This is a genomic window from Rhizobium sp. CB3060 (assembly GCF_025200735.1).
Taxonomy (GTDB): Bacteria; Pseudomonadota; Alphaproteobacteria; order Rhizobiales; family Rhizobiaceae; genus Rhizobium.
Map to the genome: position 1 here is coordinate 810,609 of NZ_CP104159.1, position 26,687 is coordinate 837,295.

The 26,687-nt window shown below is 59.5% G+C and carries 19 protein-coding genes and 1 pseudogene; 5 read left to right on the plus strand and 15 right to left on the minus strand.

From position 1 onward, the window contains the following. Positions 1–2: 2 nt before the first annotated feature. Positions 3–1,373, plus strand: a complete 1,371-nt coding sequence (locus N2601_RS23100; RefSeq protein WP_104826665.1) for an alpha-glucosidase/alpha-galactosidase — start codon at positions 3–5, stop codon at positions 1,371–1,373. 180 nt (positions 1,374–1,553) lie between these two features. Next, the gene (locus N2601_RS23105) at positions 1,554–2,696 is read left to right on the plus strand and encodes a fumarylacetoacetate hydrolase family protein (RefSeq protein WP_104826666.1); all 1,143 of its coding nucleotides are present in this window, start codon (positions 1,554–1,556) and stop codon (positions 2,694–2,696) included. A 728-nt stretch (positions 2,697–3,424) separates the two neighbouring features. Here the strand turns inward: N2601_RS23105 and N2601_RS23110 are convergent. The 11 genes and pseudogenes from N2601_RS23110 to N2601_RS23160 form a co-directional block, all read right to left on the minus strand. Beyond that, positions 3,425–3,901 (minus strand): cyclic nucleotide-binding domain-containing protein, encoded by a 477-nt coding sequence (locus tag N2601_RS23110; protein ID WP_104826668.1) that lies wholly within the window; start codon positions 3,899–3,901, stop codon positions 3,425–3,427. Between the two features lie 52 nt (positions 3,902–3,953). Further along, a pseudogene (locus tag N2601_RS23115) lies at positions 3,954–6,669 on the minus strand (ABC transporter transmembrane domain-containing protein). A 234-nt stretch (positions 6,670–6,903) separates the two neighbouring features. Next, on the minus strand, positions 6,904–8,061 hold the full coding sequence (locus tag N2601_RS23120) for a glycosyltransferase family protein (protein WP_245464182.1): 1,158 nt from the start codon (positions 8,059–8,061) through the stop codon (positions 6,904–6,906). Next, positions 8,043–9,302 carry a glycosyltransferase gene (locus N2601_RS23125; protein WP_104826670.1) on the minus strand — a complete coding sequence of 420 codons (1,260 nt, stop codon included), beginning with the start codon at positions 9,300–9,302 and terminating at the stop codon, positions 8,043–8,045. The genes N2601_RS23120 and N2601_RS23125 overlap by 19 nt, the downstream gene beginning before the upstream one ends. Positions 9,303–9,319: 17 nt before the next feature. Then, on the minus strand, positions 9,320–10,534 hold the full coding sequence (locus N2601_RS23130) for a glycosyltransferase family protein (protein ID WP_104826671.1): 1,215 nt from the start codon (positions 10,532–10,534) through the stop codon (positions 9,320–9,322). 100 nt (positions 10,535–10,634) lie between these two features. After that, positions 10,635–11,810 (minus strand): ABC transporter permease, encoded by a 1,176-nt coding sequence (locus N2601_RS23135; RefSeq protein ID WP_104826672.1) that lies wholly within the window; start codon positions 11,808–11,810, stop codon positions 10,635–10,637. Beyond that, positions 11,807–12,805, minus strand: a complete 999-nt coding sequence (locus N2601_RS23140; protein WP_104826673.1) for an ABC transporter permease — start codon at positions 12,803–12,805, stop codon at positions 11,807–11,809. The genes N2601_RS23135 and N2601_RS23140 overlap by 4 nt, the downstream gene beginning before the upstream one ends. Next, positions 12,798–14,714, minus strand: a complete 1,917-nt coding sequence (locus N2601_RS23145; RefSeq protein WP_104826674.1) for an ABC transporter substrate-binding protein — start codon at positions 14,712–14,714, stop codon at positions 12,798–12,800. The genes N2601_RS23140 and N2601_RS23145 overlap by 8 nt, the downstream gene beginning before the upstream one ends. Next, positions 14,708–16,606 carry an ABC transporter ATP-binding protein gene (locus N2601_RS23150; protein WP_104826675.1) on the minus strand — a complete coding sequence of 633 codons (1,899 nt, stop codon included), beginning with the start codon at positions 16,604–16,606 and terminating at the stop codon, positions 14,708–14,710. Before N2601_RS23150 ends, N2601_RS23145 begins: the two co-directional genes overlap by 7 nt. Positions 16,607–16,768: 162 nt before the next feature. Then, positions 16,769–18,109: an adenylate/guanylate cyclase domain-containing protein gene (locus N2601_RS23155; protein ID WP_199773648.1), complete on the minus strand. Its 1,341-nt coding sequence runs from the start codon at positions 18,107–18,109 to the stop codon at positions 16,769–16,771. Between the two features lie 345 nt (positions 18,110–18,454). Further along, complete coding sequence (locus N2601_RS23160; RefSeq protein ID WP_104826676.1) at positions 18,455–19,660, minus strand: DUF3095 domain-containing protein; 1,206 nt, start codon at positions 19,658–19,660, stop codon at positions 18,455–18,457. A gap of 134 nt (positions 19,661–19,794) precedes the next feature. Between N2601_RS23160 and N2601_RS23165 the strand changes: the two genes are divergently transcribed. After that, positions 19,795–20,274: a class I SAM-dependent methyltransferase gene (locus N2601_RS23165; protein WP_104826677.1), complete on the plus strand. Its 480-nt coding sequence runs from the start codon at positions 19,795–19,797 to the stop codon at positions 20,272–20,274. A 3-nt stretch (positions 20,275–20,277) separates the two neighbouring features. On the opposite strand, the gene N2601_RS23170 is transcribed toward N2601_RS23165, so the two are convergent. Next, positions 20,278–21,156, minus strand: a complete 879-nt coding sequence (locus tag N2601_RS23170) for an FkbM family methyltransferase (RefSeq protein WP_104826678.1) — start codon at positions 21,154–21,156, stop codon at positions 20,278–20,280. A 28-nt stretch (positions 21,157–21,184) separates the two neighbouring features. Further along, positions 21,185–22,909 carry an adenylate/guanylate cyclase domain-containing protein gene (locus tag N2601_RS23175; protein WP_104827875.1) on the minus strand — a complete coding sequence of 575 codons (1,725 nt, stop codon included), beginning with the start codon at positions 22,907–22,909 and terminating at the stop codon, positions 21,185–21,187. Between the two features lie 190 nt (positions 22,910–23,099). Between N2601_RS23175 and N2601_RS23180 the strand changes: the two genes are divergently transcribed. Together N2601_RS23180 and N2601_RS23185 are read left to right on the plus strand one after the other, a co-directional pair. After that, positions 23,100–24,203: a glycosyltransferase family 4 protein gene (locus N2601_RS23180; RefSeq protein ID WP_260305054.1), complete on the plus strand. Its 1,104-nt coding sequence runs from the start codon at positions 23,100–23,102 to the stop codon at positions 24,201–24,203. Beyond that, positions 24,193–24,957 carry a polysaccharide deacetylase family protein gene (locus N2601_RS23185; protein WP_260305055.1) on the plus strand — a complete coding sequence of 255 codons (765 nt, stop codon included), beginning with the start codon at positions 24,193–24,195 and terminating at the stop codon, positions 24,955–24,957. Before N2601_RS23180 ends, N2601_RS23185 begins: the two co-directional genes overlap by 11 nt. A 39-nt stretch (positions 24,958–24,996) precedes the next feature. Here the strand turns inward: N2601_RS23185 and N2601_RS23190 are convergent, their stop codons facing one another. Beyond that, a complete protein-coding gene (locus N2601_RS23190; RefSeq protein WP_260305056.1) occupies positions 24,997–25,827 on the minus strand; it encodes an MBL fold metallo-hydrolase in 831 nt (276 codons plus the stop codon). 304 nt (positions 25,828–26,131) lie between these two features. Further along, on the minus strand, positions 26,132–26,683 hold the full coding sequence (locus N2601_RS23195; RefSeq protein WP_445945036.1) for a winged helix DNA-binding protein: 552 nt from the start codon (positions 26,681–26,683) through the stop codon (positions 26,132–26,134). Positions 26,684–26,687: the final 4 nt, after the last annotated feature.

Below are 26,687 nucleotides of genomic sequence, written 5' to 3' on the forward strand. Positions count from 1 at the left end.
ACATGGCAGGCAATCCCAAGATCACCTTTATCGGCGCCGGTTCGACCGTGTTCATGAAGAATATCATCGGCGACGTTTTGCAACGCCCGGCGCTGACGGGCGCGAAAATCGCGCTGATGGATCTCAATCCGCAGCGGCTGGAAGAGAGCGCCATCGTTGCCCGCAAACTGGCTTCGACGCTTGGCGCATCGGCCGTTGTCGAGACCTTTACCGATCAGCGCAAGGCCCTGGACGGAGCAGATTTCGTCGTCGTCGCCTTTCAGATCGGTGGTTACGAGCCCTGCACCGTGACCGATTTCGAGGTGCCGAAGAAATATGGCCTGCGCCAGACGATCGCCGACACGCTCGGCGTCGGCGGCATCATGCGCGGACTTAGAACCGTGCCGCATCTCTGGAAGATCTGCGAGGACATGCTCGCCGTTTGCCCCGAGGCGGTCATGCTGCAATACGTCAACCCGATGGCGATCAACACCTGGGCAATCGCCGAGAAATTTCCGACGATCAAGCAGGTCGGCCTTTGCCATTCCGTGCAGGGCACGGCAATGGAATTGGCCAAGGATCTCGATATTCCCTATGACGAAATCCGCTACCGCTCGGCCGGCATCAACCATATGGCCTTCTACCTGAAATTTGAGCATCGCCAGGCGGATGGTTCCTATCGCGATCTCTATCCCGATCTCGTGCGCGCCTATCGCGAGGGGCGGGCGCCGAAGCCCGGTTGGAACCCGCGTTGCCCTAATAAGGTCCGCTATGAGATGCTGACCCGGCTCGGCTATTTCGTCACCGAAAGTTCGGAGCATTTCGCCGAGTACACGCCTTATTTCATCAAGGAAGGTCGCGAAGACCTGATCGAGAAATTCGGTATCCCGCTCGATGAGTATCCGAAGCGCTGCATCGAGCAGATCGCACGCTGGAAGAACCAGGCCGACGAATATCGCAGCGCGGACAAGATAGAAGTGAGCCAATCGAAGGAATATGCTTCCTCGATCATCAATTCGATCTGGACCGGCGAACCTTCGGTCATCTACGGCAACGTCCGCAATAATGGCTGCATCACTTCGCTGCCCTATAATTGCGCCGCCGAGGTTCCATGCCTGGTCGACGCCTCCGGCATCCAGCCGACCTTCGTCGGTGACCTGCCGCCGCAATTGACCGCGCTGATCCGCACCAACATCAACGTGCAGGAGCTGACGGTACAGGCCTTGATGACCGAGAATCGTGACCACATTTATCATGCGGCGATGATGGACCCGCACACGGCCGCCGAGCTGGATCTCGACCAGATCTGGTCGCTGGTCGACGAGCTTTTGGCCACCCATGGCACCTGGCTGCCCGAATGGGCGCGCAGCGACCGCAAGGTTCAGGCCGCTTGAAACCACTCTCCCGGTTTTGCGGCCGGAAAGGCCTCGCAGCATCGCTGCGGGGCCTTGCTTTTTTGTCGTCATGGAGAAGGTGAAAATCCAAAACCCTGCTATCCTTCGAGCCGATCCAAGGTGGCAAAGCCTCTCTGCCTGCGCTAAAAAAACGGGGTGAACCTGGGAGAGAGCAAACACATGGCAAGTTCTGACATTTTCAGCACGGGAATCTTTGTCGGCCGCATCTGGCGTCCTGATGTTAAAGGCCCGGCTGTTGTCGTCGTCCGTGACGGCGCGCTCTACGACATCACCTCGAAAGACACGCCGACCGTGCGTGACCTCCTCGAGAAGGACGATCCGGTCGGTTTTATCCGCGCACAAAAGGGCGAAGCCGTCGCCAAGCTCGATGATCTGCTTGCCACCAAAGCCGACCTGTCAGTCTTCCATCTGCTTGCCCCCGTTGACCTGCAGGCGATCAAGGCCTGCGGCGTCACCTTCGCCCGCTCGATGCTGGAGCGCGTGATCGAGGAGCGCGCCGCCGGCAATCCGGATCTTGCGGAGGCAATCCGCGGCAAGGTCACCGCCCTGATAGGCGACAGTCTTCGCAACCTGAAGGCCGGTTCACCGGAAGCTGCCAAGGTGAAGGCAGCTCTGATCGAGGAGGGCGTCTGGTCGCAATATCTTGAAGTCGGCATCGGCCCGGATGCCGAGGTCTTCTCCAAGTCGCAGGTCATGTCCTCTGTCGGCACGGGTGCCGATGTCGGCCTGCACCCGATCTCAAAGTGGAACAATCCCGAGCCGGAAATCGTGCTGGCTGTCGATAGCCAAGGCCGTGTCAAGGGCGCAACGCTCGGCAATGACGTCAATCTCCGCGATGTGGAGGGGCGCTCGGCGTTGCTGCTCGGCAAGGCGAAGGACAACAACGCCTCCTGTTCGATCGGCCCTTTCATCCGCCTGTTTGACGAGACCTATACACTCGACGACGTGCGCAATGCCGATCTCGACCTCAAGGTTGAAGGCGAGGACGGCTATGTGCTGCATGGGCGCTCATCAATGAAGGAAATCAGCCGCGATCCCCTCGATCTCGTCTCCCAGACCATCGGCCGCCATCACCAATACCCGGACGGCTTCGTCCTCTTCATGGGCACGCTCTTTGCACCCGTCGAAGATCGCGACACGCCCGGTCAGGGATTCACCCACAAGGTCGGCGATATCGTCACCATTTCGAACGACAAGCTCGGCGCATTGAAGAACCGGGTGCTGTTGTCGACGGAATGCACTCCCTGGACGTTTGGAACGTCGCATTTGATGCGCAATTTGGCTGGGCGTGGGCTGATTTGATGGAGACGTGAAGGGAGACTCGGCTGCCATAATACCCAGGCGAAAGGAGGTACGGTTTGAGCAATCAAAGGTGATTTGCTACGGCCATGCTTCAGAAACCCAAGTAGCCGCCGCTAGCCTATGGATTGTCGGGGCCAGCGCCTCCAACAAAGCACTCAAAGGCTGTATGGCTGCACAGGGCTTTGCTCCAAAGATCCAACATGTGGTCCAGATCGCCGCGATATCGACACAAGCCGGCGACACTCCGAAACCGTCTTGTCAAGCATAGCGCCGGAGAGAAGCATACCGCTTGTTCTGGGATAGGGCATGCCGTCGTCCCGAAGTATCTCTATGAGGCGATCCAATTCAATCTGTTTCTCACGCTCGGTCATCGCTCTATAGTTCCGATCGCAAAGGATGAAAGCCATGAACACCATGACCTGTCCTTACTGCATCAGAGAATTTGAGCGCGTCGAATACTAAGGACAACGTGACAATCAAGGCAATGAGCCATCCATTATCCGTATGAAGGTTGTAGGAAATATGGGACCGAAGATCCGAAACCTCACCCGCTAAGACATACGTTAGGGGAAAGCCTTCCTTATGTGGTCATGCGATGGAGGTAGCGGCACGCAGCATCATCTCGCCCATAGCTATGAGTAAAGGGAAAGGTGCCCATCAAAGCGGGTGCTTGCGGATGAAGTATGCACTCGCGCGAGACCTGAAAAGGTCGGCACAACGGCTCAATCTCAATGCGTCGACACTGACTGCTGCTGGTTCTGGCGGCTGCGGGCGGCGGTGAGTTCGGAGGTGGTGTGATTGAGGCGGTCGGCGAGGACGCGCATGATTTCGACGGCCATTTCGGGAAAATCGCTGAGCAGTTTCAGGAAATGCTCCTTGCTGATCTTCAGCGCCTCCAGCCGCGACGTCGCCTTGACGGTAGCGGTGCGGGAGACGTCGCAGAGAATGGCGATTTCACCGACGATGGAGTTGATGTCGACTTCGGCGACCTTGATCTCTCCAGCCGGGCTATCGACAAGAATATCAGCAGTTCCGGAAAGAACAACGTAGGCGGCATCGCCCTGGTCGCCCTGATGAAACAAAACTTGACCGGCATTGTAGCTGACGCGATCCGACGTGAATGCCAAAAGCTTCAACTTTGCGGGTGCGATGCGCGAAAAAATCGGCACCCGCTTTAGCATTTCAACTTCGTCTTTCAGAAGCATGAGCTTCAAACCCCCAGTGTCGGGCCCCAGATACCACCGTTGCAATAGGATATTACGATAACAGTTCTTTGAACATACCGTTTTTCTCTAAAAGATCGGTGGAGGTGCCGCTTTCAACCAGGCTGCCGCGATCGAAAACCAGAACGCGATCAAACAGCTCCGCAAAGCCCGGATTGGATAGGACCCAGACGACGGCGGGCGCATATTCGCTTCTGTCGAGCCCCGTCAGGACAGCGCGGGCGATCTGATCCTGAACGCGATGGTCGAGCGCCGGCAGCGGCCGGTTGCAGATGATGTAATCTGCCCGCTTCAGCAAGGCGCGGCCAAGATTGAGTTTCTGCCGCTGCACGTTGGTCAGCCGCTTGCCGCCGGAACCAACGTCGAAATCGAGGCCGATCGACAATACGCTATCCTGCATGCCCCAGCCGTTCGAAGACATCATACAGGATGGTGTGGATACGCTCGGGCGCATCGGCCTGCTGGTGGGCAATTCGGCCGAAAAGCACGTTGTCCATCAATGTCGCCGAGGCGGTGAAGCGCTCGGGGTCGTAGCGCTCGATCACGCGCGCGAGATCAGCCGGGATATGTTCATGGAACTTGGCGCGCGCCTTGACGATCTTGTCCATCAGCGTCTGCGTCAGGAGACCGAAGCGGTGACGGGGTTCGATGTAGGAGAAGCTGAGGCGGATGATGGCCACTCGCTCATCGGGCGTCGCGGCGCTGAAGCCCTTGCCGTTCAGCTTCTGCAGCAACGCTTCGTATGTCGGGATATCCTCCGCGGTCATGAAGGTGAGTTGCTGGAAGAAGGGGTGATCCGGCGGCAGATCGGTGAAGAGTTCGACGGCGTTCTCGGCGATCTCCAGGCCCATGTCGTAGAGGTCGGTCTCGAGGCCGGTATCCGTAAACAGCTTCTGGAAATAGGGATGAGCGGCGAGCTTGCGGTTGGTCATCAGCGGCCGCTTCAGCGTACCGAACAACAGGTTTTCGCCGACGGTTGCCTGCGGATTGTAGGTGTCAAATTCGAACGGCACGACAAGCCCGTCGAGATTTTCCTCCTGCAGTCTGACGCGTAGCGCCTGGCGCAGCTCGACGATACGAGAGGTAAGATCATCATGCGCGGTCGTATCGACATTCGAGCGTAGCGCCATGTCGAGAATATCCTGGGACATGGCGACAGCATCGAGAACAGGGCGGATGACCGAATAGATATCATCCGGACCGGTGGCGCCGGCAGCGCCATAATCGACCCAGTCGCTGCTGAGATCCAGCTCTGGATTGCCGGCGCGGCGTGCCTCTGCCATCTGCCATTTGAGCTTGGTGGCCGCCTCGTCGTCATAATCGGCCGCGGTCAGCGGCGCATGCTTCAGGCCATAGAGAAGATTGTTGCGCAACGTACCGTGGAAGAAGAAGGTGTCCGACGAGGCATAGGCGATACGCCGCCCCGTCAGCGATTCCGGCAGTTCCAGCAAGTCGCGGCCATCGATGGAGATGCGGCCGGTATCCGGCCAGACCAGTCGACCGAGCGCTTCGGCAAGGTATTCGCCACCGGCGCCGCTGTCGCCGACGATCGCGACCGTTTCGCCGGGATGGATCTCGACGGAGACGTGATCCAGCACGCGGGCACCGCTGTCGTCGATCACCGTGAGATTGGTTGCGACCAGCGGATGGGTGATGCGGCCGGCGGGCGCGGGCGAGATAACCTGGATCTTCGGTTCGATCAGGCCATCCACGCTGAACTGCTCGACGACCTGATTGTATTTGACCTGCACGTCCTGGCGCGATTGATCCCAGTCGATGAGTTCCTTCAGCGGCCCCGGCAGGTCCTTGTAGGCGTTGATGACAGCCACGAGCTGGCCGATATCGAGCCGGCCCTGCAGCGCAAAGAAGCCACCGATGGAATAGAACAGGAAGGGCGTGACCTGAGCGAGGAAGTTGTTGATGAATTTCACCAGGAACTTCCACTGATAGAGGTCGTAGCGGATCGAGAAGATCAGCCCGAGACGATAGGCGATGTCGGCGCGCTCCAGGTTGGTGGTATCGTTGGCATGGATGGTGCCTATGCCTTCGACGATTTCGCCGACACGGCCGGACAGTTCGCGCGCAGTGAGCTGCCGTTGACGTCCAAGTTCCAGCAGCCGCTTGCGCATGCGCGGGATGACGACCGCCTGCACTGCGACGATGCCCGCGGCGATCATGCCCAGCCAGAAATTCTGCATGATGATGAACACGAGCGCGGTGATCGCCTGGCCACCGAGAAGCGCCGGCTGCACGAAAGCGTCGCCAGTGAAGCCGCCCATCGGCTCCACCTCGTCCTTGATCATGGTGGCGATTTCGGCCGGCTTCACCCGCTTGAAATGCGCGGGCGGGAAACGCAGCACGCGGTCGATCAGCTCGAAGCGAATGCGGCGCAGCATGCGCTCGCCCAGCCGGCCCTTATAGGTGTTGATATAAAGCTTGAAGAGACCATTGAGGATAACAAGCGCCAGGAAGACCAGGCTGAGCGCGATCAGCATCCAAAAACGGGTGAGCTGCAGGCCCTGAAAGACTTCGAAGTGCCCGAGCACCGGCACGTCGAAAGAAATGTGCATGAAGGTCTGGGTTTGACCCGGACGTTCGAAACCCTTGCCCTGGATTGGCCCATTGACGATCTGCTTCGGCAAGTCGAAGGACAGAAAGTAAGGGATCATCGAAGCGGCGACGATCGTCAGGATCCAGATTTGCTCCAGCCGGGTATTCGACCAGATGTAACGCGCTAGACTTTTTTCCATCGCTTATTGCATGCTTCCAAATTCAACAGTCTTCGCCGCCGGTGTTGACGCCGATGTTGCAGAGGTGCGGGAGGAGTTCATCGTGAATGCGCGCCCCATCTTGAAAACGAAACGTCGCCCGGTCTTTCGTCCAGGCGCCCTTCCGATTCATTGATTTTTCAATTTATATCACAGGATCGCAGAAAACGAGGGGGCAAAACGATAGGTATTGTGACGGATTCATTGCTGCAACCGTTATCTCTGGCGAATGACCGCCGAGGTTCGCTCGGCGCCGGCAAGATCGATATCAGGGTTTGACGGTTTCGGCCTCGACAGCGCTGTCTCCACCGCATCGGCGAGCTGATCCGTCGTCAACCCCGCTTCCGGCAAGGCCAGTGCTAGCCCGAGCTTCTCCAGCCGCTCGGCGCGCACCGATTGCTCCGTCTCGCCGCCCGCCGTGAACGGAACCAGGATGGAGCGGCAGCCGGTGACGAGGAGATCGCCGACCGTGTTATAGCCCGCCTGCGAGATCGACAGTTCTGCCCCCCTCAGCAAGGACGGGAAATCCTTGCGGAAACGGACGAGGTCGACATTGCCGGGCGCATCCCCCGTCAATGCCGCGAAATCCTGCTCCGGCAGGTTCGGCCCCGTGACCAGCAGCCAGCGGCGATCGACGGCCACGCGGCTTGCCGCCTCCAACGAGGCGCGGATCAGGTCGTGCCCGACGGCACCGCCGCCGGCGGAAACCACGATGTCGAAGATCTCGGGCGGCTCGGGCGGCAGTGGCGGCGCTACCAGGCCGGTATAGGTGATCTTGTCGGATATCGCCGAGGTGAGCGGAAATGTCTCCTCCAGTCGAACGAAATTGGGATCGCCATGGACGAGAACGCCATCGAAATGATCCCGCAGCAGCGCCACCGTCTCTTCATCGCGCCCCGGCTTCTTCTGCTGCTGCAGGATATCGCGCACCGAGGTGTAGAGTTTCGGCTTCGGATTGGCTCTCGCGACGGCATCGAGCAGCGGCAGGAGTTCGAAGCGCATTTGACGGCGGCCGAAAGGAAATGCCTCGATGATGACGATATCAGGCGAAGCCGTCCGAAAAGCATCCAGCAATTGGTCGCGGCGCGCGGCCAGAAAGTCCTCGCCGACGGCATTTCCCAACTGATCGGCGAGTCCGGAGAAACCGGCGCTGCTGGCCACCACCGGCGGCAGGGTGACGGAGGTGACATCCGGACCAGGAAAGCCGTTCACCGGCACGCCGCCGGTAACGACCGTTACCTCGCAACCATCCTTCGCCATGGCGCTGGCGATACGGCTGGCGCGGGCGAGATGGCCGATGCCGAGCAAGTGCTGAACATAGAAAAAAACGCGGGGGGACGACGTGTGGAGGGGCGTCATGCGGATTTGCGCCATTGCTCTTCTTTTTGCCACTGATCCTCGAACAGTCGCGTCAATTGCCAGATGCTGGAATGATGGTCGAAATGCTCGCGCACCCGTTTTTCGGCGGCGTCGCCGAGCCGATGGCGCAGCGCCGGGTTGCGTATCGCCCGTTCCATTGCCGCCGCCAGCGCCTTCGGATCTTCCGGCGGCACGACGAAGCCATTTTCGCCATCGGTCACCAGCTCCGGCACGCCGGAAATATTGGTGGAGAGGCAGGCCAGGCGCTGGCTGGACGCCTCGACCAGCACGTTCGGCAGACCGTCGCGGTCGCCATCCGCCGCCACACGGCAGGCAAGGGCGAAGAGATCCGCCTGGCGGTATTGTGCCAGCACATCCTCCTGCGCCATCGCGCCTTTCCAGGTGATGCGGTCGGTAATGCCCAGCGTCTCGGCGAGCGCCTTCAGCTTCGCCAGCCCATCGCCGCCGCCAATATGGGTAAAGCGCCAATGGAGATCGGCGGGCAGCAGCGCCAATGCCCTCAGCAGCACATCGTAACCCTTCTTCTCCACCGCACGCCCGACGCTGAGCAGCAGAGCGGGTTCCAGTGCCTGCGAACCATCGCGATCGGAGTGGTGGCCTGTGAAGGGCGAGAAACGTGCGAGATCGAGGCCGTGATAGCTGAGGTGTACATTCTCGGGCATTGCGGTCAGATCACACATGTGTTCAAAGCCGCTGCGCGTGCAGGTCACCGTCCAGCGGGCGCGTTCGAGCTTTTCCGACAGCTCCCAGTCCGGCGAGGTCCAGATATCCTTGGCATGCGCCGAGCACGTCCAGGGAATACCCGTCATGATGCTGGCATAGGCGGTCACCGAGGCTGGCGTATGGATGAAATGCGCATGCAGCCACTCGCCATTGTCGGGCCATTCATGCGCCAGCACCAGCGCCTGGCCGAAACGTCGAACGCGGTTCGGCGTGATGTCGCGCTTGAGATCGGCCCAGAACTGCCTCAGCAATGGCTTGAAACCGGGCTTTCTGATCCCGGCCAGGAAGGCGCGCAGCACGCGCAGCGGCTCGTTGTGCAGATATTCCGGCAGGTAAACGACCCGCGCCTTGATCTCATCATGGACAGGATGGCGCTTCTTGTCCGTCGGCTTGCGCATCGAGATCAGCGTCAGGTCGAAGCCGGCTCGCTCCAGGCCAAGCAGCTCCTGTGCGATGAAGGTCTCGGACAAGCGGGGGTAGCCCTTGAGGACCACCAGGATTTTTTTCCGCATCGATCGGTTCCGATGCTCTATTCGGCGACGATCGACAGTGGCGGATAGTGGTCGCGGTCGTCAAACCATTCGCCGACGATGCGGGAAATATGGACCAGACCTTCCAGCCGCATGTTCCCGCCGCTCGCCGATGGTGGTGCGCGGGTTGGCAAGCGCTTTAGCGCCGCCGCAAGCTGTTTCGGATCGGCAGACTCCTCCGGCAGCAGCATGTCGACAAGGCCGAGCTCGCTTGCCCGCTGAGCGCGGATCAACTGTTCCTCGCGTGGGCGCGTACGCGGAATGATCAGCGCCGGCTTGTCGAAGGACAGTATCTCGCAATAGGTGTTGTAGCCGCCCATGGCGACGACGCCTTTGGCGCCGGCGATCAGCTCTTCCATCTTGTTGTCGAACTCGATCACCTGCAGACAGGCAATTTTACTCGCGCGCTCCAGCAACTGGTTACGCTCCTTGGCCGGCATGTAGGGACCAAGCACGATCAACGTCTTGTGTTGTAGCGTATTGTCATGCTCGAAAGCGCCGATGACATCGCTGACCAGATCGGCGCCGTCGCCACCGCCGCCGGTCGTGACCAGAATGTAATCCTCGTCAGGCACATGTTCCGACTTCGTGCCCAAGGTGGATACACTACGCTGCAGGAATCCGACGAACTCCATCTTCCGGCGCACGCCGGGCGGCACATCGAGGCCGACAAGCGGATCATGGAAATCCGGCGGGCCATAGACCCAGACGCGATCGTAAAACTGATCGATCTTCTGCAGGGCGTTGTTTTTCTTCCACTCCGCTTCCAACAGGTGCGGCGCGTCCATGACGTCGCGCATGCCGAGCACGAGCGTCGTGCCGCGCGCCTTCAGATATTGCAGGGTCTCCTCGACCTCGCCCTTCAGGCCCATCGGCTCCTTGTCGACGATGAAGATGTCGGGCTGAAAGGTCTCCGCGGTGTGGCGGATGATCGACTGGCGCATCTTCAGCGTTTCCTGAAGATCGATATGGCTTGCCATCGACGTATATTCACCGTCGCGCAGTTTGATGACGCTCGGCACCTTCACGAAATCGACTCGCGCTCGATAATCGAAAGCACCGGCGATCGTCGCGCCGGAAACGATCAGGACGTTCAGCCCGCGATAATCCTCGACAAGCGCGTGCGCGATGGTTCGACACCGCCTGAGGTGACCGAGACCGAACGTGTCATGACTATACATGAGGATTCGAGCATCTTCTAAGCGCCGCTTCATGGGCAAAACCTCAGGAATGAAAGTCATTTTCGCACGTTGTCAGCAAACGACGTCCGCGGCCGCTCTTCGAATTGCAACTCATTTCTGGCCACGCTTTCCGCTATTTGTAGGGATCGGCCGCGTCGCGCAAGCCGTCTCCTAAAAAGTTGAACGCCAAAATGACCAAAATTACCGGGACCATCGGGAAAAGGAGCCACGGGTAAAATGCGATGACGCTGACGTTCTTTGCCTCCGTCAGCAGAATGCCCCAACTTGTGATCGGGGGGCGAAGACCGAGCCCCAGGAAGCTCAGCGCGGTTTCGCCAAGGATCATGCTGGGGATCGAAATCGTCGCCGTCGCGATCAGATGCGACATGAAGCCTGGTATAAGATGACGCGCAATAATACGCGGCGAGCTTGCACCCATCAATTGTGCAGCAAGTACATAGTCCTCTTCGCGCAAAGACAAGAGCTTGGAACGAACTGCGCGTGCCAGTCCGGTCCAATCGAGAATACCGAGGATGATGGTGATGCCGAAATAGACGATGATGGGGCTCCAGGTCACCGGCATGATCGCCGCTAGCGCCATCCACAAGGGCAGGCTCGGCAACGACTGCAGCACTTCGATGACCCGTTGGACGAGAAGGTCGAAAACACCGCCATGATAGCCCGCGAGCCCGCCGATGACGATCCCGAGCACGAAGCTGATGGCGATGCCGATCAGTCCGATCGTCAGGGAGATGCGCGCGCCATAGATGATACGGGACAGTACGTCGCGACCCAGTCGGTCGGTGCCGAGCAGGAACATTTGGCCGCCGACGGCGGGGCAGACCAGATGGATGTTCGCGTCCACAAGACCCCAGAAACGATAGGCGTCGCCATGACAGAAGAAGCGGATCGGCTGCACGTCCTCAGTCTTGTCGGTATAGATCCGCCGCAACGTATCGAGATTGAGCGTCATCTTGCGGCCATAGACGAAGGGGCCGACGAATTCGCCGTTGTTGAAGAAATGCACCCTCTGCGGTGGCGAATGAATGTATTCGACATTGCGGGTATGCAGGCCGTAGGGCGCCAGGAATTCCGAAATCAGAATCATGGCGTAAAGCAGCAGCAGGAAGATGCCGGAGGCGAGAGCAAGCTTGTGCCGCTTGAACTTCCACCACATCAGCCGCTTCTGCGAGGCCTGGTAGTAACGCGCCTGACCGGCCGACATGGCCTCGAACTGCTCCGGATCGAAGGCGGCGGTTGAAACGTAATGCTCTAGCGGGGCGCCTGGGCGCGGCAGGGGTGCGTTCACTTTGTGCTCCTGCCTTGCAAGCGGATGCGGGGATCGAGGAAGCCGAGGGCGATATCGGAGATCAACACGCCGATAACGTTCAGGAAAGCGAGGAACATCAGGAACGAGCCGGCGAGATACATATCCTGGCTTTGCAACGCCTTGATCAGCATCGGCCCGGTCGTCTCCAGAGACAGCACGATGGCGGTGATTTCGGCGCCGGAAATGATCGACGGCAGGATCGAGCCAATATCGGCGACGAAGAAATTAAGCGCCATGCGCAGTGGATATTTCACCAGTGCCCGGAGCGGGTGCAACCCCTTCGCGCGGGCGGTGATGACATATTGCTTCTGCATTTCGTCGAGCAGGTTGGCGCGCAGGCGTCTGATCATGCCGGCGGTGCCAGCAGTGCCGACGATGATGACGGGAATCCACAGATGCGAGAGGATCGAGCGCGCCTTTTCCCAGCTCATCGGCTGCGATAGATATTTCTGATCCATCAGATGGCCGATGGTGACGCCGAACCAGATATTGGCGAAATACATCAGGATCAGCGCCAGCATGAAATTCGGAATTGCGATGCCGAGCAGGCCGAGGAAAGTCAGGCCGTAGTCACCCCAGCTATATTGATGGGTGGCGGAGTAGATGCCGATGGGGAAGGCGACCAGCCACGTCAACATGATCGTCGTCATCGAAACAAGGATCGTCAGCCACAACCTGTCGCCGACGACCTCCGAGACCGGCAGTTGATATTCGAAGGAATAGCCGAAATCGCCATGCAGCATGCCGGCGACCCAATAGACATATTGCAAGGCAATGGGCTTATCGAGCCCGTATTCGTGGCGAAGATCCTGGATCTCTTGCAGATTGGCACTCTCGCCCTGCGCGCGAAGTTCGGCGATCTGGCTTTCGAAGAAATCGCCTGGCGGCAACTGGATGATGGTGAAGACCAACATCGAGATGACGAGCAGCGTCGGAACCATCACCGCAAGGCGCCAAAGGATATATTTAAACACGCGGTTGATCCTCCTTCAGCCAGAAGGTGTCAGGCATATAGACGCCGAGATAGCAGGTCGGATCGAAACCGTAGAGCGCTTTTTCCGGCACATTCTGCAAACGTGACGCACGCACGACCGGCTGCAGCGTGCCATTGATCAGGCCGATGGAAAAGACCTGATCGGTATAGAGCTCCAGCATCTGATGCCAGATTCCGGCCCGCTCGAAGGATGAAGTCGACTCGCCCCATTTTCCCAGCAGCTCGACGAGCTTCTTGACCTCCGGCAGATCGGGTGCCGTGCCCTGAGTGCCGCGGGAGAGATAATACATGCCCCAGAGCGGCCATTGCATCTGGTCGTCCATGGTCGGCGCAAGCTGGCCGGGATTCATGTCGGCGGTCGCCACTCCATTGTCGAGGCCGTACCAGATCGACATCATGACGCGCCCGCCCATGGCGCGGCTGCGGAAGATGTCGCGCTGCGATGTGCGGGTGAAGAGCGCGATGCCGACTTTGCGCCAGTGGTCGATGACGAGCTCCAGCACATCGGTGTCGAGGGTGCTTTCGCCGGCGGTCTCAACGGTGATTTCTGCCCGTCGACCATCCGGCAGCAGGCGAATGCCGTCCGCATCGCGCTTATCGAGGCCGGCGGCATCGAGCAAGGTGTTGGCCTGGGCCGGATCATGGGCGATCCAGGCCTTGGCATATTCCGGCTTATAGAGCGGGCTTTCCGGCAGCACGGTGTCGGCGCTTTCGGTGCCGAGGCCATAGAAAACCGCCATATTGATCTCGTGGCGGTCGATAGCCAGCGACAAGGCGCGGCGCACCCGCACGTCGCACAACACCTGCCGCCAGACCGGATCGGCGCTATTGAGGTTTGGCATCAGCGCCACGCGCGACCCGCGCGTCGCCTTCCAAAGATTGACCTTGATCGGATAACGTTTCTCCGCGTCCCGCAGGAAGGTGTAGTCGTCGAAATCGATACCGGTCGCCTGCAAATCGCTTTCGCCGGTGCCGGCCTTGGCCGAAATGATCGCGGATGAGCTGACGTTTAGAACAAAGCGATCGACATACGGCAATTGCTTGCCGTTTTCATCGATGCGATGGAAATAGGGATTGCGCTCGAACACGAATTGCTCGGCCGGCGGTGCGGTCGTGTTGTGCCAGGGATCCAGCACCGGCAGCTCGGGATTTTCCTGACGATAGACGCGGGCCATCTTGATGTGCAGGTCAGCGACTTTCTTGACGCGATACTGCTTCATAAGCGCCGAAAGGCGGATATCGTCTTGATATTTCGGATGGAACTGCTTGAGATAATGGCTGGGGCCGACCAGCACCAAGGCTTGCGGCGCGGCAAGATTTGGCAGGAAATACGGATTGGGCTGGTCCCAGCTATAACGCACGGTCAGCTCATCGATGACTTCGAAGCGCGGCAGATCGCCATGCGGACGCAGCTCCAGCGCGCCACCGCCCGGCGTCAACTTCTTGTTCAGAATGACATCTTCCCACCAATAGCGGAAATCGTCTGATGTGAACGGATGGCCGTCCGACCACTTATGACCCTCACGCAGCTTGAAGGTGAAAATACAGTCGTTTTCAACCGTGTAGGATTCGAGGATATCCGGCTGCAGCGTCAGCGTCTGATCATAACCCACCAGACGGGCATAACCGTAGACATTCATAAGACGCAGATCGTTCTGGCCGCCGATGAGCATGCGTATCGAGCCGCCATAGCGGCCGGGCTCGCGACCGAGTGCGGCGAGATTGATGATACGGGGCATCTTCGGCAGGCGCTGCGCCAGCGGCGGCATCTGGCCGGCCCGCAGCCAGTCGTGCAGGAAGTCGGGTTCATTGTCGGCATCCGCCGCGACAGCCGGCAGCGGCAACACGGAAGATGCAAGAAAACCGAGAAAGGTTCGACGGGTTACCACGTGCGTAATTCCTGAACATCGGCGCCGCGGCGAGCGCGCACGAAATGACCGCCGCCAAGATCGGCGTAGGCGAGGTCACCGCCTTCGTCCTCTGCAAATTGCGGTCCCCAACTCTGCTTGGCGGCCGGACCTTCGGCATTCAAGGCGGAGAAATCAAGCGGCCGGTCGAGATCGGGGAAGGGGACTGCTGCGAGCAGAGAGCGGGTGTAGGGATGGACAGGATCGCGCAGGATGATCTCCCGCGGCGCGATTTCGACGATGCGGCCGCGGGCCATGACGGCGATGCGGTCCGCCATATAGTCGACGACGGCGAGATTGTGCGAGATGAATAGATAAGTGAGGCCAAGTTCCTTCTGCAAATCCTTGAGAAGATTGAGGATCTGCGCCTGAACTGAGACGTCGAGCGCCGAAACGGGCTCGTCGAGGATCAGGAGCTTCGGCCCGAGCGCCAGGGCGCGGGCGATGCCGATGCGCTGGCGCTGGCCGCCGGAAAAGCTGTGGGGGTAGCGGCTCAAATAATGCTGGTCGAGCCCGATCGCCTGCATAAGTCCCTTGACCTTCTCCTTGCGCTCACTGCTGTCGCCGTGCTCATGGATTTCAAGGGGTTCGCTCAGAATATTGCGGATGGTCATGCGCGGTGACAGGGATGAAACCGGATCCTGGAACACCATCTGGATCTTGGTCCGGAGCTCCATGAGATCGTCGCCCTTGACGGCCAGCACATCGATCTTGCCGTCGCCGTCGTCGAACGTCACCGAACCGTCATCCGCGCTGACGGCGCGCATCAAAATCTTGCTGATCGTCGTCTTCCCGCATCCGCTTTCGCCGACGAGGCCCAGACATTCGCCGCGGCGGATGTCGAAGCTGACATCGTCGACGGCGCGGAACTTCGTGCCCGCCCGCCGTCCGAACAGCCCCCTTCCTTTCGAGGTATAGGTCTTGGTGAGATTGCGCACCGAGAGCAGCATCTGCGCGGCGTCGCCGTTGGTCTTGGCCGATTTCTTCTTGCCCGAGAACGTGCCGATATTGACCGGCACGTCGCGAAGCGATTTCAGCCGCTCCCCGGGTTTCATGTCGAAATGCGGCACCGCCGACATCAACGCCTTCAGATATCGATGCTGTGGCTGGCGGAAGATCGTATCGACCGGTCCGACCTCCATGATCTCGCCATGATAGATGACCACGACCTCGTCAGCCATATTGGCGACGACGCCAAGATCATGGGTGATCAGCAGTATGGCCATGTTGAACTTTTGCTGCAGGTTGCGTAGCAGGCCGAGGATCTGCGCCTGGATCGTAACATCCAATGCCGTCGTTGGCTCGTCGGCGATGAGAAGCGCCGGATTGCAGATCAGCGCCATGGCGATCATCGCGCGCTGACGCATGCCGCCGGACAGTTCGAACGGGTACATGTCGAAGGTGCGGTGCGGGTTCTGAAAGCCGACGAGGCCCAGCATCTCCTCGGTCTTCTCGCGCTGCTCGGCCTTGCTGATGGCCGGATTATGGATGCGAAGCGCCTCGCTGATCTGATTGCCAACCGTATGCAGCGGCGAGAGCGAGGTCATCGGCTCTTGAAAAATATTGGCCATACGCGCGCCGCGAAGCTGGCGCATCTCCATGCTGTCGCGTGGCAACTGCAGAACGTCGGTTGTCACGCCATCGAGCGGATCAGTAAAAAGAATGCGGCCCGTCGCCTTCGCCGGGGTCGGCAGGATACCCATGATCGACTGGCTGATGATCGATTTGCCGGAACCGGACTCGCCCACCAGCGCCGTTACCTTACCGGGAAGCACCCGGAGATTGGCGCTTTTGACCACCCGCAACTTGTCGCCGTAGATCGAGAACGAGACGTCGAGGTTCTCGATACGCAATAAATCAGTCCCTGACGCCATACTATAGTAGTTCCCGCTTACACGACCTTATGGCCCCGTATGGCACACTAACGTAGCCCATAACGGGTGTCCAGTTAGTCAAAGGGCTGTGCATCAACCGTTAAAAAACTGTCGCTTTTCCAGTGATCTATAGGAGGATGCTCAACTATGAGCTCCTGAATGTCACTGGATGAACTTCTCGACTTGCTGGCGGTTCTCGAACTTCTTGGCATCCCGGTGCAGCAGGATGACCTGTTCCGCCTCCGACAAGCCGTCGGCGGCCACATCATGAAAGACTTCCGTCGTCCCATTTGCATCGGCTATGGCTTTCGGATGTACGACCGTGAAGCGTTGGCGGACGCCGCGCAATCTCTCTTCGCCGAGCGTTACCCATTCGCCGCCGGTGTAGCCCGCAAAGGCCTGGCTTGCGACCACCTCCGTCGAATACTTTTTGGTCAGCGATTGCAGCCGCTGCACTTCATTGACGGCGGCGCCGAAGGCGGAGAAGGTCAGGCGATCCTTCAGCCCGACATTGCCGAACATGACATTGCCGACATGCAGACCGATGCCGTAGCGCACTTCGCTGAGGCCCCGCGTCTTGCGATCCTTGTTGAGGGCGGCAACACGGCCCTGCGCATGGAAAACGGCTGACAGTGCCGCCTCGCAGGCGACCTTGGAGGGGTCCTTGTGCCGCCCGCAGGGATAGACGGCAAGGAAACCGTCGCCAAGGAAACTCAAGATCTCCCCGCCGTTACGGTTGAACGGCGCAGCGATGGCGTCGAAGAATTCGTTCAGCGTATCGATATAGGCTTGGCGCCCTTCTTTCTCGGCATAGAGGGTCGATTGCCGCATGTCGCCCATGACGAGGGCGGCGCGGATCGTCTCGCCGTCGCCGCGGCGGATTTGCCCATTCAGCACGCGCTTGCCGGCGTCGCCGCCGAGGTAGGTGGTGAGCATATTGTTGGCGAGCTTGCCAAGCACCGCCATCTTGGCGGCCATGGCAAGATGATTCTGCATGCGCATCAGCGCGCCGATCATCTCCTCACTGAAGCCGCTGATGCTGTCGGTTGACCATGAGCCCATCATGCCCTGGGCGGAACCGGCGCCGAAGGTCTGCACGAAGGCGATATAGTCGGTGATCTTTTCCTTGCGCAGGTCCTCGAAGACGGGAAACTCCAGCGGCCCGTCGACATCGACGCGACGGCGCAGGTGCAGGAGATTGTTGGAGAGCAGATAATAATAGGGGCTCTGCACGAAGCGCTCCGGCTTGTCGTTCACATGCCGATAGCCTTCGATCGTCAGGCCACCGGCGCGGCGCCAAGTGAAGCCGAGGGCATCATAGAGCGGATGCAGCATCGAGAAGGTCAGGTGCACGCGGGCGATCGGCAGGCCTGAAGCGGCGATGCGTTCGCAAAAGCCGCGAACGATGCTCTCCAGATTTTCGCCTGTCAGCGCCGACTGTGTCAGCCATTCGGCGACCTTGTCGAGAAAAATATCGGAAACACTCGAATGAACGGTCATCATCCCGTGGCCTATTCCTTGCAATCCCAAATGCTCCGACCCGGCAACGCGCCATCTACCAAATGATATGGGCGCGGCGTTAAGGTCGTGTCCAAGCATTTTGGCACAGGTCGAATGAGCGAACCATGCAACAGACGACGGCACATTTCCCAGAAGGTTTGAGTTTTGCCGGCGCCGTGAAAAATTTGCTGCGCCTTCTACGCGTCCTGGTGGACACATGGCACAACAAAAAAGGGCCGCCAGAACTGCCGGCTCTCGTTTTGTTCTTGTTTAGATAAGCCTCTCATGCCGCTGAAACAATGGCCAAAAACGATGCGATCCAAGAAAATTTTCCCATAGAGAAGAACCTCATGGTGTGCCGGGCGAGGCCAGCGGTGCATCCAACGCCGGGGAAACGGCGGCACACAACTTTTCCCGCAATGCCATAGCCGCCATCGCATAGCCGCCGCTGGCCCCGTCGATGAAATGCATGTGATCGCGCATCAGCGGCGTCGGCACGAAACATGTCATCAGTGCGCTTTGCTGCCGATGCAGGCCGTAGCGGCAGACGCCTGCGGCTTCGGCCTCGCGCAACCGAGCTTCAATCCGGGAAAGATGCGCGGCGTCCACGTCGATGGTCATCTTCAGGCCATCGTCGAATTTGCGAAAATCGGAATTTGCGGCAAGGTCACGCCGGTAGATCTTGGCATCGAAGGTTGCCGCGCGAATGCCGAACTTGTCGAGGATATAGATGACAACGATCTGGGCGGCGATCGAAAGTTTCCGCAGCCAGCGATTGGCGACCGACGCCGTTGCGCGGGCCTCGATATCGGCGCCTTCGAAGGCAAGTGCCGGTGTCGGCCCTTCGACCGGCACGGGATGGCCGCCGCGGTTCTGCTCCATGGAAATGGCGATGATATCGGCAACGAGGCGTTGGAATTCGGGGCCGTTGCCGGCAGCATCGGGAACGGCGATGATCGAGACGATCTCGCCATTATGCGCGTCGATCGGATTCCATCGGCAGGAGAGACCGGTCAGATCCGGCCGCGTCTCCTGTGGCGCCGCTTCGACCGCAAAGCGTCCCGCCTTCATCTGCTTTTCCGCCCAGCTCGCGCCGCCGCCGGAAAACATGGCATAGGAGACAAAGTCACTGGGGCTGAAGCGGGCGACCCGCACATCCAGCCCCTCGGCGCGAACGTCCGCCATCGGCACCAGCGCGGTACGCAGGCTGAGCTCCAACTCCTCCGTGACCCATGTCCGCACCGCGGCCAGTGCCTGCCGCACACGATCCTCACCGGAGGGAGGAATGGCCACCAGAGCGCCGTCGCCGCCAAAGACAAAGGGATAGTCGCCATTGTCCAGCGCGTTGAGCACGGCTGAAATCACGCTGGCGCCAGCCATGTTGACGGATTTGTAGTGGCCCGATGCGATCGCCTTGGTCGAGCTGACGATATCGGCCACTGCCAGGAGCCAGTCATCGGGAAGCGGCTGATAATTATTGCTGTCGGTGACGCCTTCGAAATCGGTGAAAACCGGCAACGTACGGAAGAAATCGTCGTTCGATAGATCGGCCATGACATCCCCCTTAAGCGCGCGACGCATATCCCTACAACAACTGCATCGAAAAACCAGCAGGCGGTCGACGCGGTATCATTCGCCATGCTACTCCGGCTGCGGGAGAGACACCACGACGCCAAGGACGTATACGAATGAGCCGCCTGGATAGTTTCATCCGCCGCCTGACCGCACAACGGGATATTCTCAATGCCGTTGTCGATGAGGTCAAAGCGCTGGACGGCCCCGTATTGGAGCTTGGGCTCGGCAACGGCCGCACCTTCGATCATCTGCGCGAGCTTTTTCCGGACCGCCGCGTCGTCGCCTTCGATCGGGCTGCCCATGCATACGGCTCGTCAATGCCGGAGGACGGCAATCTCGTGCTCGGCGAAATCAAGGATACCGCCAGAGATTTCATCGGTATCGGCGCGTCGCTCGCCCATGCCGATATCGGCACAGGTTACGAGGACAAGGACGCGGTGACACTGACTTGGCTGCCCGAAATCATGGCCGGTGTTCTCGCATCGCATGGTCTCGCTGTCAGCGGCCTGCCGCTCGATCATCCCGATCTCGAAGCACTGTCCTTGCCGTCAGGTGTGAAAGAGGGGCGCTATTTCATCTATCGCCGCAGATAGCCGTCAGCGCAGGAACAACACGTCGAACTGGTCGCCTTCGACCGGCAGGTCGGTAACCTTCATCGCCACGCTGCGGTCCTCGAAAAAGACGAGGCATTCGGCGTAATAGCCGGCGAGATCGGCGACGAAGGTGATCGCCTGATCCCGGCCGTAAAAGGTGGGCGTAAACTCCATATAGAGCGGCACTTTGCGGGCCATCAACGCCTGCATCGACCTGACGGCAACGGGCTCGTAGCCCTCGATATCCATCCAGATCAGCCCGATATCGGCGGCCTCGACGCCGGCATCGGCAAGAATATCGGCGACGGGACGGACGGGTACGGAGATCTTTTCGTCACTTGCGCTCTGGCGAAAGACGCTGCTTTTGCCGTGGTTCTTATGGCTCAGGTAGAAATCGAGCTGTCCTTCGCGATCGCCAGCGGCGCAATTGACCGCCGTGACCATATCCTGCATGCCGTTATCGGCGATATTGACGGACAGAAGCCGAAAATTACGCGGGTCCGGCTCGATGGTAACGATATGGCGATACGCGCCGCTTAGGGCGAAATAGCTGGTCTGCGTGCCGATATTGCCCCCGAGTTCGAGCAGCACCGTGCCCTTTCTCAGCAGACCGCTCTCGCGCAGAATCGTCAGCAACCGGTCGACATGGTCGCGCTCGAAATGGCCCTTGCGAAACACTTTACGGCCGATGTAGTCAGCGGGCGAGAAGGTTAGAACATGATCACCGCAATCGACCGTCATCGTCTTCACGCGCGGGCCGATGGCGCTGATCAGGATCTCACGGCCGAGACGTGTATCGAATAAGCGTGTGGCGATGCGATCCCTGATCTTGCGAAGGGTTCGTCTCCAGTACTTGGCGGTCAAAATCTTACGGTCGGACATGGTGGCCATCCCTACACGCCCGAACGGCCTATGCAAAGCGACCGCTCTCCTCCTTCGGAACGATATAGACGCGCAAAGGCTCGCCGCGGCCGCGAACGGCGATCTCCCGGCTTTCGATGCCGGCGATATCGATGCCGGAAAGGGTCGCCACCGGCTCGGAGAAGACCAGGGCGCGGCTGAATTCTTTGGCGACGCTTTCCAGGCGGCTCGCCACATTGACGGTGTCGCCGATCGCCGTCACGTTCTTGACGTTGCCATAGCCCATCGAACCGACCACGGCCAAGCCAGTATGAAGACCGACGACGACTTCGAGGGGGACCGATAGCTCGACTGCCAGCTCCTCGCCGAGTTTGCCGATCTCCCTGATGATCTCGGCGGCTGCTTTGAGCGCCTGCCGGTTGGCTTCCTGCGGCGTGGTGCGCAGGCCGAACAAGGCCATGGCGCCGTCGCCGATAAACTTGTCCATCCGGCCGCCATTACTCTCGATAATACGCCCGACGATCGCGAAATAGCGGTTGAGCAGGAAGACGATATCGAAGGGCAGGCGCGATTCGGTCAGCGTCGTGAAATGCCGCAGATCGCAGAAAAAGACGACGATCTCACGCTCGCGGCCAGGGCTTGCCGTTTGGCTGTAGACGGGAATGTTCGATTCCGCCATCGGCGTCAGAAGGGGCAGGACGCTGACGTTTCCTGTCGGACGTAACTGGCAGGCGAGGCGGACGTCCGGCGTGGCGCCGATGCGGTTCAGCGTCTTCTGTTCCAGCGCTTCGGGCGGCGGCAGATTATCCGCGCCCTCGATGATCTGGACGCGGCAGGTGGAACACTGGCCCTTGCCGCCGCAGACGGAATAATGCGGGATGCCGCCGAGGCGGCTTGCTTCGAGCACGGTGAAGCCGCGGGGCGCATACACGACTTCGCCGCCGGCATAGCGGACCGCGAACTGATGCTGCCGTTCGCGCAGCTTGCGATGAGTGCGGAAAGCGAAAAGGCTGATGATCGATGCGCTGAAGGCGCCGTAGAAACCCACGCGATAGGGCCATATGGCGCTGACCATCTGCCTGCCGGGTATGGACCCGCCTTCGCCATAGCTGCGCATGTCGCTGTAATAACCGCCCCGAAAACCGCGTTCGTCATTCTGCGCCGCCTCATGCGACACTGTTCGGCCCATGGCGGCGAAACCGAGCAAAGCGAGAACGGGCAGGACGATGGCGAAAGACAGCATGAGGGGTGCGATAGCCGTATACCAGGAGCGATATCGCAGCCAGAAATGGATACCGATACAGCCATGGATCCAGACGACCACCAGCACGACCGCCTGGCGCACGCCGTTTGCCGGCGATGTGATCCAGAGACTGTGGACGATAGCGCGGTAATTGTCCTGATAGCCGTAGATATCATGCAGGATGCGCGTACCGATGATGTGGTCGATCAAAAGAACCGGAACCAGCAAACCGGTGACGATCTGGAAGGCCTCACCGGCCGGCATGACCAGAGTGCGGCGCTTGTAAAGCATGCGCAGGACGAGCAGGATATGAACGATCAGCGCGCCGTAGAGAAGAACGGTGCCCACCGGATTGCGCCAGACGGCCATGAACCAGTGCTGCGCGTGATCGGCGACGCTCAGCGAAATCAATCCGAGCGAATGATTGGCCAGATGCATGATCACGAAGACGAAAATGATCAAACCGGAGCCGAGGCGGAACTTTCGCGCAAGACGATCGGAGATGATGGGTTTTCTCGCCTCGGTGGTCATCAAATCCAGATCATATTGCCCGTTCACAAAAGAACGGAAAGCGGTTATCGCCTAAATCATCTAGCTCCAATGCCGCATGCTGTCGAGGATGCGGCTTTTGAAGCGGGAGCCTTATTGTCAAGCAACCTGTCGGAATTCAGGCAATTTCCGGGCCAAACTATCACGTTTTTGTCAACTATTCGCTTGTGCCATGAAGATCGCCTTCTATGCTCCATTGAAATCGCCCAATCATCCGGTGCCGTCGGGTGATCGGCTGATGGCGCGCCTGATCATCGCGGCCCTGGAGATGGCAGGACATAAGGTCGAGATCGCCTCCGAGTTGCGCAGTTTCAGGCCGACGCCGCAGGACGCATCGTCTGCCGAGATCGCTCGGAAAGCGGCGGATGAGACGGCCAGATTGCTGGAGAAATGGCGGGCAGAGCCGCGGCCGGATTTATGGTTTACCTACCATCCCTACTACAAGACGCCCGACCTGATCGGCCCGCCGGTTACGGCGTCGCTCGGCATTCCCTACGTCACGGCCGAAGCATCCTATAGCAGGCGGCATGATGACGGCGGCTGGGGCGAAAACCAGCGCCTGATTGCCGAAGCAGTTCGGCAGGCTGCCGTCAATCTGTGTTTTACCGAGCGTGACCGGATCGGCCTTTTGGACGCCGTTCCCGAGGGGCGCTATGAGCGCTTCCTGCCGTTCATCGATACGGCGCACTTTGGGCCGCCGGCCAATGAAGCCGCTCCGCACCGGCTGATAACCGTCGCGATGATGCGGCGCGGCGATAAGTTCGACAGCTATGTGATGCTCGCACAGGCGCTGGAACTGATCCGGGATCGCGAGTGGACGCTGACGGTCATTGGCGACGGTCCGATGCGAGGGGAGGTGCGGACGCTGTTCTCCGCCTTCGATGCCGGCCGCATCATCTGGCTCGGAGAGCGTTCGACGCCCGAGATCGTCACCGAGTTGCGGGCAGGGGGCATCTATGTCTGGCCGGGCTGCGGCGAGGCCTACGGCCTTGCCTATCTCGAGGCACAGGCCGCCAGCCTGCCCGTCGTGGCGCAGGCAACCGCCGGCGTGCCGGAAGTGGTGATGGATGGTGTCACCGGGTTTCTGACACCCGATGCCGATTCGCGAGCCTATGCCGACGCGATTGCGCGTTTGCTGGACGACGACCGGAAGCGGCGGGCGATGGGCAAGGCGGCCCACCGCCTTGTTCATGACGAGCGGTCGTTGAGCGCCGCTTCGAAACGACTTGAAGCCATCCTGCGAAAGCATTTGGGAGATTCCTACTATGAGCAATAGAGCCGCATGGCAGCCCCTGCGCAATGAATTGCAGCGCTGGGCCGATGCCGGACGAAGGGCGAAACTATGGTTTCGCGACGACGACGCCGTCGAGCCAACCGAGGCGCTCGACCGTCTATTGGCGCTTTCGGATCGCCATTCCGTACCCGTCACTCTGGCGGTAATCCCCGCCCATACCAGCGAGCCGCTGGCGACGCGACTGGCAAGCCAGAAAGATTTGACGGTGACCGTGCATGGCTGGACGCATCACAATTATGCGCCGGACGAGGCGAAGAAGCAGGAACTCGGCCCGCATCGCCCGCACGCGATCATCCTCGATGAACTCCGCCAGGGCTTTGACAAGCTGAAGGTGCTCTACCCCCAGCAATTCGCGCCGATGCTGGTGCCGCCGTGGAACCGGATCGACAAGGCGCTGCTGCCCGGGTTGGCCGCTTTCGGATATCGTGCTGTTTCCGTCTACGGATTGGCAAAGCCGGATCAGCCAATCGCGTTGATCAATACCCATGTCGATATCATGGATTGGCACGGGACCCATGGCGGCTGGCCGCATGCCGAGCTGGTTGGCTATCTCGTGCGGGAACTGCAAAACCGCTTCGACGGCAATAGCGAGCCGATCGGCATCCTCACCCATCACCTCGTCCATGACGCCTTGGCGTGGGATTTCATTGCAACGCTGTTCGAAGAGACGGCTGCACACGCGGCCATCGACTGGCGCCACGTCGGCGACTTCATGGGTCAGCAGCAGCACGCATAATCTTACCCCAAAACCGTTTCTCAGTTTGGGACTGCTGCATTAAAGCTCGAGCAACTGACCGTCAAAGGCGGCAAAGGAGCCTGGGAAGCTCGCTCGCGCATCCCGCTGCATGTCGTCCAGTTCCTTGTCCGTGCGTGCCGGCGCATGGTGGAAGAGCGCGAGACGCTTTGCGCCCGCTTTTTTCGCCAGCTTGACGCCTTCCTTCCAGGTGGAATGTCCGAAGCCTATATGCTTTGCCATCTCGGGCTCGGTGTAGGTCGTGTCGTAGACGGCGAGGTCGGCATCCATCATCAGCGAAAGGACTGCTTCATCCATCTGGCCGGCCATATGCTCGGTATCGTAGACCAGGGCTATAATCCGGCCCGCCCATTCGACGCGGTAGCCGATGCAGCCGCCTGGATGATTGAGTTTGGCCGTATGGATGACGATGCCCGGATGCGGCTTCAGCGTGTCACCGGCCGCGAAATCGCGAAAGTTCATCGTTGCCCGGCAGATATCGGGCTCCACCGGAAACCAAGGCGGCCGCATGAACTGGCCGATCAATTGTCGCGTCGTCGTCTTGCCGGCGAGATGACCCGTCCAGAGATCGACGCTGACCTTCGGATCATAGATCGGGTTGAAGAAAGGCAGACCTATGATGTGATCGTAGTGCGAGTGCGTGAAGAAGACATCGACGTCGCGGACACCTTGCTTGGCAAGTGACAGTGCAGCCTCGCGTGCGCCGGTTCCGGCGTCGAAAATAATGTGCCTGCCGTCATGCCGCAATTCGATGCAGGATGTATTCCCGCCGTAACGCTCGAATTCCGGTCCCGATACGGGGACACTTCCTCGCACACCCCAGAATTTAAGCTCGAAACTATCGTTTTTCATAGAAGTTTTGACACCATTCCCCTTTCCGTCAACGTAAGCACACTTTTCCTATCGTGCGAAGCCAGCAATTTTCGCAAAAGTCAGACTCTCGTGAAAACTAAATCCCGCCGTTTCATCGACGCAAAATGCTTCGGCCAGTGTTCAGCAACGGATCGCACAGAGCTAATATAGGTATGATGCGACAAAAAAAGGATGAAGCCTCGAACAACAAGTGATGAGGTGTTGGCGAGACAGCAGAAAGTCACACCTGCAATGGATGTCGTTGGATTGTTGTCGGTATGCCTTCAGGTCCCAGTCGGCAAGCTCAGAGGGTTGCCGCCGACCTTGCTGCCTGTTCGTAATAGCCCGACAGAGCTCTCAAATGTGATGCCATGTCGGAAAGATCGTCCTGAGAGAGGCCGGAAACCTTGGTCGCTTCGACCAGCAGCCGTTCGCGGATTTCGGAATAGCGCGTCAGTGCCTCCAGGCCCTTATCAGTTACCTGGATCATCTTTTCCTTACCCGCCTTGCCCGTCTTGACGAGACCGGCGGCCTCCAGCTTCTTCACGGCGTAATTGGCGACATGGGTGTCTTCGATGTCGAGCACGAGGCACAGATCGGACAACGTCTTCGGCCGCCCGCGGTGCCGCACCGAATGAATGATCAGAATTTCAATCGGGGAAAGGCTGGGCACGCCGGCAGCCGCCATGCAGCGCACCATCCAGCGGTTAAACGCGTGCGAAAAGAGGATCAATCCATACTCCAGCTCGGAGAGGGCCGGAGAACTGCCAACCGCCAAATGAGCGGATGACACGATCAATTCGCGGGAAGATTTCCGTTCCTTCGACTTGCCCAAAGAGCTCTCACATATCCGGATTGAA